This is a genomic window from Psychrobacter sp. TPE 89C, from assembly GCF_055522395.1.
In genome coordinates this window covers 24,496-38,411 of sequence record NZ_JBVFXW010000011.1, presented here as the reverse complement: position 1 = coordinate 38,411, position 13,916 = coordinate 24,496, and the positions used below count along the sequence as shown (strand labels likewise).

Genomic DNA, 13,916 nt, shown 5'->3' with positions numbered 1-13,916 from the left:
TGATACCTCAAGTGAGGTTAACGCTGTCACTCTTTTATAGAGGATTGACTATAGTAGCGGACTAAATATTAAACAGGCTTCATAGCGAAACATACTCAGTGTCTATTTACAGAGTAACTTTAGTACAATAGACACTGGGTGCTATTCAGATAAAGGCTATTAAAATAAGAGCCCTTCAAATAAAAGCCATTCGAATATGGGCATTTAAACGCTGTCATTTGAAGCGCTATACTGTGTTAAACAACACCATATTTTTATCACTTATTCTACAAACACTTATCCTATAAAACCGTAGATCTTTTATAGCGACTCACGCCAGCGATAACGGTCTGCTCAATCACCCTATCATCGCCTAGCATCATCAACACAAACAACTGCTCTTCAAGTGACTTAGTCTGCGTCATACGACGCTCAAGCAATTCCGTACCGCCCATATCTATCACGACAAAATCAGCTTCTTTGTTTGGCATGAAATTACCAATCTTATCATCCAACAATAGCGACTGCGCATTACCCAATGTAATCTGATATAACCCTTGATGGGCTGATAGTGATTTTCTCTGTAATTGCTGAACCTTATAGGCCTCTGATAAAGTCGTCAGCATCGATAAGCTAGTACCCGCCCCCACATCAGTCGCAATACTCACGCCGGTATAACTCAAGGTTTTGGACAAATCGAACAGACCACTACCCAAAAATAAATTGGAGGTTGGACAGTGCGCTATTTGAGTGCCTGTATCACGTAACACTTCGTACTCTGGGGTTTCAAGGTAAATACCATGTGCCAGTGTGGTTCGTCTGCCCAGTAAGCCCATATCATGATAAACATCCAAATAGCCTTTATGATTGGGATAAAGCTCACGTACAAAAGCCACTTCATCAAGGTTTTCGGCCAGATGCGTCTGCAGATAAACACTATCGTAACTGCGGTATAGCTCACCTGTCATTTGCAATTGTTTGGGCGTCGATGTAATCGCAAACCTTGGGGTGATGGCCACATGCTGACGTCCACGCTCATGCCATTTATCGATGATATTTTGTGTATCTCGGATGCCTTGCTCAGTGGGCACACACAGATTCTCAGGCGCATTTTGATCCATCAGCACATTACCAGCAATCATGCGTGTGTTCAGTCGAATGCTTTCAGTAAAGAAAGCCTCTACCGATTGCGGATGACTGGTCGAAAACACCAATGCACTCGTCGTACCGTTGGCCAATAACTGGTTTAAAAAGAATTGGGCAGTATCATGGGCAATTTTTGGATTACCAAAATTCGCCTCGGTGACAAAAGTATAATTATTGAGCCAATCGAGTAACTGCTCTCCAAAAGCAGCAATCATATCTATCTGCGGGTAATGCACATGAGTATCGATAAAACCTGGCATGATGAGATTGTGCTTACAATTATGAATCTGTACTGATGCTTTACTCTCTTGCTCGCTCTCATTGCCATACTGCGACATCATTGATGCACAATGTCCGTAATCCACGACTAGACCTGTCGCATCATCGACCACGAGTGCACCGTCGGCAATATACTCAGGATAGACGTTCATGCCTGCGATGACAGGTAATAGTGAGATACTGCTATCCAGCTCTATGGTATTTAGATACTGGGCATTGTCTGAATCTTTTGCCGCAGCCTCCAATTCTTTTGATCGGATAGCAAGGTCATCTTCGGTAAGATAATGCAGTAATTGGGCTTGATAAATATGTATGGCCATAAAAAATCTCACATTAATGGATCAGCACTTTGGCACAAGATTAGGCCATGTTAAACACTCAAACATGACGAGCATATTTTGAACACAAAGTGACTGAGTGCAGCCTATATATCGTTATGGCGTACAAAGATAAAAGACGAAAGTAATGTCTAAATAATAGAAAGTTGAACAGTAATGCAAAGTTTATAAATCAATACCAGTTATGACCTATGACATTTATGCACGATGATAAAGCTGCAAAACTTGCGCAGCGATAGATACCGCAACGGCCATAGGCTCTTTGCCACCAACTTTAAGTCCTATTGGCATGGTTAACTTGGCAATCACTTGCTCACTATAGCCGCGCTGAAGCAAACGAGTTCTAAAACGATTTTCTTTGGTTTTTGAGCTGATACAACCAAGATAAGGCATAGATTGTAATGCGCTATCGTCGGTATTGGCCTCATGAGCATCGGCATTTATATCTATAGAAGCATCCAATGCAGCACGCACCAAGTCAAAATCAAGACTATGATCATGAGTCATGACTAATATAAAGTGCTGAGACCCTTTGTTGGCGGCTGCATTCCGGCGGCTGTTTGCAACGAATGGACGTACAAAGTCCACAGGGTCTTCCTCGATATGTGGACGAATATGCGCAGGCAATTGATAAGTGACTTGGTCATCTATAGCATCAGCATCCTGCGTCACATAACGCTCGAACATTTCAGCGCGGCTATCCACCCAATCGACCTGACAAGGTAAATCGGCAAGTATGGTCATTAATGCCGATGCGACATGCCCTGCTCCAAAAACCAATAACGACATGGGCGGCATCACATTAAAGCACTCAAACATGACGGTGACACTACCACCGCAGCACTGCGCTAACTTGGCACCCAATGGGTAATGTTTGGTATAAACAGCGTCACGGCGTACTGCTTTGGTTTTTTCAGACTTACCTTCTCTTGATGGTTTAGAGCCTTTTGAGTCATCTGTATCTAGCTCACCTTTTAGTAGCTTCCTAGCAGTTATCGTCACATCATGCTCGAGACTACCGCCGCCCAACGTGTCACAGCAGTCATCCAGCGTTACAATCATTTTAGACTGTAACTCTCGAGGTGCTGAACCATTAACAGCAATGACAGTGGCCAAAACATGTGCAACACCCCGCTGCTGATATTGTGCCAGTCCATCATACCAACGCGTCGAGGATATCAAGGGCATCGAGTGTACAGCTGAACACGATGTTACGTGTGGCTCGGCTATTTGTGATGCTGGTGTTTGTGACGCTGATAGATTACTCACCGTGCGCAGGACCCCTAGCCGTTGATACGTTTGGATCTTTTATCGCCTCGGGCTGATCGTCGAATAACTGGCCTTCAGTTTCTGTCGGATTGATATCTTTGCCATGAGGTACTTGCTGCGGCTGTACTCGATCATCATCGATACCGTAATTATCGTCAACTGACGTTAAGCTCTCAATAGTGTCCGTATCTACTTTATCAGCAATCTCCCATGCTTGGCCTTGCATACGCATCACAGCTTTCAATACGGCTTCTGGCGTCGCTGGCATGGTCAACTCTGGATTTTTCTTATAATCACCTAAGCTTGCGACCGCATTGTTAATCGCACACCAGACGCTGGCGGCCAACATAAATGGTGGCTCGCCCACTGCTTTAGAATTATAAATAGTCTGCTCTTCATTCTTACGATCGAACAGTTTCACGCTCCACTGCTTTGGTAAGTCATGAGCCGTTGGAATCTTATAATTTGCCGCGCTATTGGAAGCAAGTTTGCCTGTCTTATCCCAAATCAGCTCTTCCGCGGTCAGCCAACCCATACCTTGAACGAAGCCACCTTCGATCTGACCAATATCAATATCTGGATTAATGGATTGACCAACATCATGCAAGATATCGCAGCGCAGTACCTTATACTCACCCGTTAAAATATCAATTTCGACTTCTGAACACGATGCACCCAGTGCAAAGTAGAAGAATGGACGACCCCATGCTTTTGAGCGGTCATAAAAAATCTTTGGCGTTTTATAATAGCCAGTCGAAGACAAACTAATACGATGCTGATAAGCCAGTAGGGTTAGTTCAGCAAAAGTAAGCATGGCTTTATCGGCAATATAAACGTGATTATTTTCAAACTGAATGCTTTCTGCAACGACTTGAAAATGCTCAGCGGCAAACTCAACCAAGCGTTCTTTAATAGTAATACAGGCATTCTGTGCCGCTTTACCATTGATATCTGTACCCGATGAAGCCGCTGTGGGCGACGTATTCGGCACTTTGTCTGTACGTGTCGCCGTTACTTTCACAGTGTCTAAATCTACATCAAATTCATTGGCGACAATTTGGGCAATCTTGACATATAACCCTTGCCCCATCTCAGTACCGCCGTGATTGATCTGGATAGTACCGTCGGTATAGATATGTACCAATGCCCCTGCTTGGTTCAAATGCTGTACGGTAAATGAGATACCGAATTTAACAGGCGTCAATGCAAGACCTAAGCGCTTATCACTACCCTCGGCGTCTGCTTTTTGATTGGCCTCTAGAACCTGCTGACGACGTTTATCATATTCGCTGTCATCAGCTAGCGACTTCATAATCGTGGCCAGATCAAAATGCTCAATCGGCTGTCCATAATGGGTGCTCTGACCATCTTTATATAAGTTCGTTAATCGTACTTGTAGCGGATCTTTTCCCAACGTATAAGCGATATGATCCATCATATATTCAGCCGTTAGTAACCCTTGCGGACCACCAAAACCTCGATATGCCGTGTTGGATACGGTGTGTGTCTTACAACGATGACCTGCTATCTGTGCCGCTGGATAGTAGTAGGCATTGTCACAATGGAACATCGCACGATCAACGATAGCATCAGACAAATCAGGCGAATAACCACACAATCCTGATAATTGCATATCCACGCCAAGTATTTGACCTGCATCATCGACACCCACATCATATCGGTTGGCAAACTCATGGCGTTTACCCGTCACCACCATGTCATCCTGACGGTCTAGACGCATACTCACTGGCACATTATGGCGTTTGGCCACGATACCGCACAGACAAGCCCAAGCAGCGGCTTGCGTTTCTTTACCACCGAAACCACCACCCATTCGACGTACCACGGTAGTCACTGCATGAAAAGGCAGATCGACTACTTCAGCGACGAGCTGCTGTACTTCGCTAGGATGCTGCGATGAAGTGTAAACCTCCAGACCACCATCATCACAAGGCACAACGTATGACACCTGACCTTCGAGATAAAAATGCTCTTGCCCTAGCATATGAATATGGCCTGCAATACGAGTAGACGCAGATTCAAGTGCTACTTGAGCATCCCCGCGCGTCATAAAATGGCTAGGACGCACAAACTGCTCTTGATTTAATGCGTCTTCAATAGTCAATATCGCTGGTAATGGCTCGTATTCTATAACTGCTTTAAGCGTAGCTTTTTTGGCCGCCCGATGACTGGTAGCAACGACGACAAATAGTGTCTGACCCACATATTCTGTGATTTTATCCACCATCAGTGGATCGCCATCAAAGACAGGGCCGATATCAGTTTTAGCCGGTATGTCCTCAAAGGTAATAACATCTATTACCCCATCGGCTGCTTTCACCATATCCAGATCCATGCTCAATACACGTGCATGCGCATGAGTGCTCTTGCCGATGGCTAAATGCAAAGTGCCTTGAGGCTTTAGCATATCATCGACATAAGTGGCAGTGCCCATCACATGGCTGATCGCACTATCATGCTTTGCGCCAGTACCGATTTTGTTTTTAGGTGGACGTACGCGACGGATACTGTAGCTGTCAAATAATGAAGAATGATGGCTCATGATGGGGCTCTCTTATATTTTTGGTCAAACCTATATATTCGGATTCTAGCGTTTTGGCGGCATGATAAGAACGATATAACGAACAGCTGGATTAAAAGTTAAAATCATAACGGTTATAAATATCTATATTGGGGGCAAAAGAAGTTTAGAGCCACTTTAGATATTAACTGTCTCTATCAAGCACTTATCGTTTGCAGCTCTGCTATTAATTGCTTACCACACTTAGTGAGTAGTCGTTGCACCACATGCATACGATACTCTCGACTGGCTCTCACATCCGTCATTGGCGACACATCCATTGGTAGCATCTGTGCCGCCGTCTCAAAACTAGCTACCGTCAAAGGTTGTCCGATCAATGCTTGCTGAGATTTTTTCGCTAACAGAGGTATCGCCGCCATACCACCAAGCCCAAATTTGGCATCTTCGATGGTCATACCGTCTGCTGAGATATCCAGTCTCGCTGCAAGCAGACAGGCAGAAATATCATCTTCATAACGCTTACTAATTTTATGAATGTATAGATATTGATTGTCTTGCAGAAGTGGTATGTGAATAGCGACCACATAGCTGCCTGCACGTAGCTTGGTTTTTTTATAATCTAAAAAGAATGCTGATAAAGGTATTATCTCATCAGTGTAAGATGCTTGAGATTTGTCAGTACGGTTGGCCATATCACAATGACGTAAATGAACCTGCGCATCTAACGCCAACAGAATCGGTGGTAAATCGCCAATCGGTGAGGCATTGGCAATATTGCCACCGATAGTACCCATATTCCGAATTTGTGGTGAAGCAATACGCTCAAATACCGCAGCAAATGTAGGAAAATACTGCTCAAGCACAGGCAGCATTTTTTTATAACTCATACCAGCACCAAGTACTAGCGATTTTGTAGATGCTGATGCTACGTTTTGCTTATCATCTGATAGCGCATTGTCATTAGCATCTACCACTGACCAAGATTTTAGCTCATCAATCGCAGACAGCTGCACTATCAGTTCATGATCGACCAAATGCTGTGTCACACTTAGACTCAAATCAGTCCCGCCTGCCCATATAGTCGCCTTTGGGTTAGCCGCTAGCACCTGATTCAGCTCATCAATTGACTGCGGAATAAACAACTGCCGCGAGTCTTGCGTCAATGCCGGTTCAATAGCATTACTCTTCGTTGAAATAGGCGCTTTGCTAGTTGCCATCGCATCAGTAGCTAGCGTTATCATGAGATCTTTCGCGTCTGTCTGCGCTTCGTCTCGCTGTTTACCAATATTGCCCATGGCCAGACCAGCTTCGATAATAGGACGATAACCCGTACAGCGACACAAATTCCCCGATATTGAAGCGACAATATCATCATAGCTTAGCGCATCTATCGTCGCATCCTGCACTTTTTGCAGACGATGGTTTTCATAAACGCTGGCAAGCGACATCACAAACCCAGGTGTGCAAAAGCCACACTGCGAACCATGACAGTCAACCATCGCTTGTTGTGCTGGGTGCAATGAGGCGCGATCTGGATGATGCTCAGGATTGTCCGCGAGATAAGCCGCTGTCATCAGATGGTGACCATCCATCAATGACAGCAAAGTAATACAGGAGTTTAGAGTATAAAAAGGAGTGGTAGATTGTTCGCTATCATCTATAGCCAATCGTTGCGCCATGATGGTACAGGCACCGCAGTCACCACTACCACAGCCTTCTTTGGTGTCGGTCTGTCGTTCGTGCAAGCGTAAATATTCAAGTACCGTTGTATTCGGATTGAGGTGGGTTATCTCATGGTGCTTTCCGTTCAGATAGAAACTAATCATAGCAAGACTCGGCTAAAAAATTGGGCTTTATAAAATTAGGCAGCTCAGATAAACCACCAACATAAATATCTACTAAATCGCTCAAAACAATCAATCTATATTTAATAAACCTTAAACAATAATGGCATTTAATAATACTTTTTGGCTAGATAGTTAATTCATTTTAAAAGAGCGTCAAGGCAACCGAGTGCAGATGTAACTGTGATACTTCAAGCGAGGTTAACGCTGTCACTCTTTTATAAATGATTGACTATATTTTTATTATATATCAGCGTCTTGAGTATCCACTGGTAAGAACAAACTCAATGTAATGGCTGTGATAGCACCAATTGCTACAGGTGATATCAGCACGTTACGTATCAATTCAGGCACATGTGATAATACTTCAGGCACCATAGAAACACCGATTCCCATTCCGACAGAAGTCGCGACAATCAACATATCTCGACGGTCGAGCTTGGCGGTCGACAATACCTTGATACCAGCCACTGCTACTGTGCCGAACATCACCAAGGTTGCACCGCCCAGTACTGGCTGAGGCATGGTTTGTAATAAGGCGCCGAAGATAGGAAACATCCCAATGATAATCATCAGAGCTGCAATATAAATCCCGACATGGCGACTGGCAACTCCGGTAAGCGCTATAACGCCATTATTTTGGCTAAAAGTCGTCGACGGCATACTGTTTAAAGTCGCAGCAATCATAGAGTTCACACCATCTGCCAATACCCCACCCTGAATGCGATTGAGATAGACAGGTCCTGTGACAGGTTCTTTTGACACCACGGCATTTGCCGTTAAATCGCCTGTCGTCTCAAGCGCACTTACACAATACAGAATGGCTAATGGAATAAAGGCGGCGATATCAAATTGAAAACCAAATCTAAAGGGGATAGGAACTGTCACGAAGCCAACATTACTCAGTGAAGAAAAATCCAACCTGCCCATAAAAAAGGCGGCTAGCATACCTAAAACTAAAGCAATAACAATCGAGGAAAGTCTTAATAAAGGATTTTTTGAGCGGTTAAAAACAATCACTGATACCAGTACAACCATACCTAAAAACAGATTCTGTAAGCTACCAAAATCTTCGGCACCAAAGCCACCTGCAATATCAGTCATGGCCACTTCGATTAATGGAACACCAATGAGAATAATAATAGTACCAGTGACAACAGGCGTAAATATTCTTTTTAATTTATGAATAAAACGACTCAGGACGACTTCAACAAAGGCAGCGCAAAAACTAACGCCAAAGATGGTGGCCAAAATATCTTCTGGTGAACCACCACGTCCTTTTACAATTAGGCCAGCAGAAATAATCGCTGTCAAAAAAGCAAAGCTAGTCCCTTGTAGACTTAACATGCCAGCACCTACGGGACCTATTTTTTTACATTGAATATAAGTGCCAATGCCAGAGGATATTAGAGCACAGCTAATCAAATAAGGGACATACTCACCCAACCCCAAAGTCCCAGCGACAATCAAAGTGGGTGTAACAATAGCAACGATACTGGCTAGTAGATGTTGCAAAGCGGCGAAGCTTGCCGGCCAAAAACTAGGATTGTCATTGAGCTGATACATCAACTCGCTGTTTTTTTGAGACTCTATAGATTCAGGCACTGTTAATCATCCTTGATTAATATATTTTTAAGTCTACTAACACTTCTTGATAACAGGTGTCAGCAGCCTCGCTAATAGTTTTGGTCTGAGCAATTCGACGTTAGTGATAACACCGCTTTGAAAGATGACCATTTGGTCAGGTTTTATGATGATATCACTACTGCTGTTTGCCGACAAGCGATAAAATAGCGTTCATAAGTCATAAGATTTTAAGTATTCACCGTCTAAAATATGAAATACTTGAAAAGCAGCCATAAAAAAACGGTTAATGCTCATTTTCTAAGAGTTTTGAAGCTCTTGAAAACAAACATCAACCGTTATTCAAACAATGCTAAGTAGCATCTTACTACCTAGCACATTTAATTTTTCTTATGTCCCAAGCTCAAGCAAGCTAGCATTACCACCGATAGCCGTGGTATTGATGGTTTTCACACGCTCGGTGACAAAACGATGCAGATAATCAGGCGTGAGCATTTCTGACAAACCTTCCATATCCGTCACGCTAATAACCTGCGTCAAAATACCATCAGTTTTAGCCAGTTCTTGGCTGATTGTCTGTGCATCAGCTCGGCTACCAGACACTGCCACTTGTGCAAGACGATCGATATACAACAAAGTAATGGTCTGTGAGTCATTAGCAACGCTCAACACATCTTCGCTAATGCCCGTTTCATAAAGCACTTTTGCTGCTTCAACACACATCTCATCTTGGCTTGGGCAATGTAATATGACTTCATTACCTGTCAATAGTGCTGCAACCAGCTGGCCTAGTACGGCCATTGCACGGGCAGACTCACCGCCCACCACCATCGTCTTACCGCGACCTGTAACATACAAGTCGTTCGACTCGCCAGTGGCACCAACCATACGATGCATCTCATCCAAGCTAGGTGCTGCACTCAACAGATGATTGAATAAGCGCTTGGCCTTGTTGGCATCACCAGTTAGCAGCGCCAGCTTTGGAATGGCTGCCTGTAGATAGGTTGCACGGTTTACTGCGCCCAGTAATCTCCAAGACTCACAGACCTGTGCATGATTTTTTTTGAATTCAGTCGCCATGATGCTACTCCTTATGCAAGTTCTGTTTGAGTGGTGGTTTGGGCTTGGCTATTGCTAGCCTCGATATCAGTCGTTGGCTCTGAGACTAGCTGCATGAGGCGTGATACATAGTGTGGACCACCCGCTTTAGGGCCAGTACCAGACAGACCACAGCCACCAAATGGCTGGACGTTGACCACAGCACCAATCTGGTTACGGTTAATATAGGTATTACCGACAAACGCGCGGCGCTCGATGTTTTCAGTGGTGGTTTCGATACGACTGTGGATACCCAAAGTCAAACCAAAACCTGTCGCATTAATCGCATCAATCAGCTTGTTCAAATCACGAGCTTGATAACGCAGTACATGCAAAATCGGGCCAAAGTGCTCACCGCCGATGACATCGATGCTTTTGACTTCAATCGCCGTTGGCAATACAAACGTAGACTGATCTTGGCTCACGACTGAGGTTGAGCTCATTGGTGTCTGTGCCAAAATCGTCGCGGTTGGCTCTGCTGCCATACGCTCGATATGTGCCTCTAGACCTTGCTTGGCATCCGCATCAATCACTGGGCCCACATCAGTGGCAGCATAAAGTGGATTACCAACAGACAATTCTGCCATGTTACCTTGTAGTAGCTCGATCAAATCATCTGCCATCTCTTCCTGCACGCATAAGATACGGCAAGCTGAACAACGTTGACCCGCTGAACCAAACGCTGATAATACCGCGTCTCTAACAACCTGCTCTGGCAGTGCCGTTGAATCAACGATCATCGCATTCTGACCACCCGTTTCTGCGATAAATACTGGCAGCTCACCGCTGGCTTGGGCATGGTCGTTTAGGCTTTGATTGATACGCTGCGCGGTTTGAGTAGAGCCGGTAAAGACCACACCTGCAATATTATCAGCTGCCGTCAATGCGCCGCCCACATCACCTGCACCAGTGACCAATTGCAGGGCCGCTGCTGGAATACCCGCTTGATACATTAATTGTGCAGCAAAGTGCGCAATCAAACTGGTTTGTTCAGCAGGTTTGGCCACTACCGTATTACCTGCAGCTAGTGCCGCCACGATTTGACCAGTATAGATTGCCAATGGGAAGTTCCATGGACTGATACAGACAAAAGTACCACGTGCTTTGTAGACTTGACGTGCTTGTTTACCAGACAAATCGGTAAACTCATAAGCAGTCACGTCTAAACGCTCAGCTTCATCTGCATAAAAACGGCAGAAATCAACCGCTTCTTTGATCTCATCAATACCGTCTTGCAGCGTCTTGCCCGCTTCAACTTGGCACAATGCCATCAATTCAGCATAGTTCTCTTCGTATAACTCTGCAATCTTACGCAAGATTTCAGCACGCTTCATGGCTGATACGTTTTGCCACTCATTTTGACCAGCAACAGCAGCATCAATGGCTTGACGAGCCAATTGGGCGTTGGCGTATTTAACGTCACCAGCACTGACTTCATGGTTCCAAGGTGCACGTACTGTCTGAGCATCAAGCTGATGCGTTGTGCCATCTACTTCGTAATCATTAACAGCTTTACCGTTGATGATAGAGGTCGCTGACCAAGACTTGTTTAAGTAGCCATCGATAGCTGCTGTAAACGGTGCCCACTGCGAGTCAATAAAGATATTAGGGCCAAAGCTGGCACGGCGCGCACCATAAATCTCTGATGGTAATGGGATATCTGGGTTGTTCAACGTGGCATTGGTTAGCAGCTTGTCGTATGGATGCACCGTCAGCTTATCGATAGGATAAGACTTGTCTAGCAACTGATGGACGAACGAGCTGTTTGCACCATTTTCAAGCAAGCGACGTACCAAGTACGGTAGTAAGTCTTTGTGAGCGCCTACTGGTGCATAGATACGTACTGGAATCTGATACGCATCTAAAATATGATCATAAAGTGCATCACCCATGCCATGCAAACGCTGGAATTCAAAGTCTCTGTGCGCGCTCATCGTAATGATTGACGCTAATGTATGAGCATTATGCGTCGCAAACTGTGGCCAGATTAGCCCGCGCAAATGATCTGATAATAAGAAACGCGCGCAAGCAAGATAAGCGGTATCTGTGCCTTCTTTACGAGTCCATACAGGATAACCTGATAGACCTTTTTGCTGTGCCAGTTTGATCTCTGTATCCCAATAAGCGCCTTTAACTAAGCGTACTGGGATGCGGTCGCCTACTTCACTTGAGAGACAAGCCAACCAAGCGAGGACTGCGATAGCGCGTTTAGAGTAACCCTGTACAACGATACCCAAACCATCCCAGCCAGACGTCAAGTTATCACGGTACAAAGACTCAAACAGTTTTAGAGAAATCTCAAGACGATCCGCTTCTTCAGCATCAATACTCAGATCAACATTGACCTCACGTGCCGCTTCAATAAGCAACATGCAGCGTTGACGCAGCAGTCCCATGACTTGCGTTTCTTGCGTGGCTTCATAGCGAGGATGCAGTGCTGATAGCTTGATCGACACCGATGGCTTTGGCATGCCGTCTTTAACTTTGATGCTCGCCGTGGCTTTGATGGCATGCAGATAGTCGTTGAAGTATTTTTCAGCATCTCTGTGCGTGATGGCCGCTTCACCTAGCATATCAAATGAGTAGGTGTAACCTCTATTGCGATACGGCTGGCTGTTTTTATTAGCATCTTCAATGGTTTCGCCCAATACGAACTGATGACCCATAATACGCATGGCTTTTTGCATCGCACTACGAATGACAGGCTCGCCCATCTTTTTAGTCATACGGTCTAAGAAGCCTGACGCTGTCGTGCTGCTATCAATGCTCACGACGCGGCCAGTCATCATCATGCCCCAAGTGGAGGCATTGACCATAAAGCCATTGTCATTTTTGATGTGCTTTTTCCAATCAGCCACGCTCATTTTGTCATGAATCAAAGCATCGGCCGTATAGCTGTCTGGCACACGAATCAAGGCTTCTGCCAAGCTCATGAGCAAGATACCTTCTTGGGTATCAAGGCTATACTCAAGCAACAATGAATCGACCATTTTGACGGCTTTGCCATCATTACGCACGTGCTCGACCAACTTACGCGTTTGCTCAGCAGCAGCATCGCGCTCTTCATCACTAGGTTTGGCAAGGGGTAACAGCTCAGACAACCAACGCACTTCATCCACACTATATAGCGGTGAAATACGGGTATGTAGCGTTTCTAATGACTGGGTAAGATATGCCGGCTTCAGCAAATCAACAGCAGAAAACAAGATAGGCTCTTGCGGGGTAAACTGGTCTACTGGGTTCATAATAACTCCATAACTATCGTTTAAAAACCATAATAAATGGTGCTTTAGGAAGTCTGATCGTCCTGTGTGACGGCTCACAACCGCTATCAAATTGAATAGTGGTTATTAACGGATACTCACAGTAATAATCAAAAGACCAAACGGCGCCATCACAAAACTAAAAATCCAGCAGAGGCTGGAGACGGTTAAGTAGGTCGTTCGACTGTTAAACGGGCTACGCTAACAATACAAAGGCAACAACGCAAAGCTAAGCGGCATTAGTGCCTTCTTCTTGTTAGTAGTGAAAGGAGTATGATGGTCAGATACCAGTTTATCGAAACGACATACAGTCGCTTTAATAAACACCAATCTATCATCTTAGCTGACGCTAATTCACTGTAAGAAAAACCTCTACGGCGTTGATTGAGGTGATGCGCTTAACGTGGCTATAATATCATGAAAAAAAAATTCGAACTAACGATTTTTCTCATTTTTATAAATAAATAACTCTTTATATAACAATAGCTTATGTCGCAATCTCCGACCATGACGCTTTGGTTATGTTTTTTCGTTTACTATTGCCGATTGATTGTCGTTACAGCGCTAGATATCA

7 protein-coding genes are annotated in these 13,916 nt (G+C 44.6%); all 7 read right to left on the bottom strand.

Features of this window, described 5'->3' with window-relative positions; genetic code table 11:
- Positions 1-281: 281 nt before the first annotated feature.
- On the bottom strand, positions 282-1,724 hold the full coding sequence (gene guaD, locus ACZW67_RS05485) for a guanine deaminase (RefSeq protein ID WP_465182456.1): 1,443 nt from the start codon (positions 1,722-1,724) through the stop codon (positions 282-284).
- 216 nt (positions 1,725-1,940) lie between these two features.
- The gene (locus ACZW67_RS05480; RefSeq protein WP_465182455.1) at positions 1,941-3,011 is read right to left on the bottom strand and encodes an XdhC family protein; all 1,071 of its coding nucleotides are present in this window, start codon (positions 3,009-3,011) and stop codon (positions 1,941-1,943) included.
- Positions 3,004-5,574: a xanthine dehydrogenase molybdopterin binding subunit gene (gene xdhB, locus ACZW67_RS05475; protein ID WP_465182454.1), complete on the bottom strand. Its 2,571-nt coding sequence runs from the start codon at positions 5,572-5,574 to the stop codon at positions 3,004-3,006. The genes ACZW67_RS05480 and xdhB overlap by 8 nt, the downstream gene beginning before the upstream one ends.
- A 176-nt stretch (positions 5,575-5,750) precedes the next feature.
- On the bottom strand, positions 5,751-7,379 hold the full coding sequence (locus ACZW67_RS05470) for a xanthine dehydrogenase small subunit (RefSeq protein WP_465182453.1): 1,629 nt from the start codon (positions 7,377-7,379) through the stop codon (positions 5,751-5,753).
- A 261-nt stretch (positions 7,380-7,640) separates the two neighbouring features.
- The gene (locus tag ACZW67_RS05465) at positions 7,641-9,002 is read right to left on the bottom strand and encodes a uracil-xanthine permease family protein (protein ID WP_265090124.1); all 1,362 of its coding nucleotides are present in this window, start codon (positions 9,000-9,002) and stop codon (positions 7,641-7,643) included.
- 369 nt (positions 9,003-9,371) lie between these two features.
- A complete protein-coding gene (locus ACZW67_RS05460; protein WP_110922956.1) occupies positions 9,372-10,061 on the bottom strand; it encodes a 1-pyrroline-5-carboxylate dehydrogenase in 690 nt (229 codons plus the stop codon).
- An 11-nt stretch (positions 10,062-10,072) separates the two neighbouring features.
- Entirely contained in the window at positions 10,073-13,324 is a 3,252-nt protein-coding gene (gene putA / locus ACZW67_RS05455; RefSeq protein ID WP_465182452.1) for a bifunctional proline dehydrogenase/L-glutamate gamma-semialdehyde dehydrogenase PutA, read from the bottom strand.
- Between the last annotated feature and the right edge of the window lie 592 nt (positions 13,325-13,916).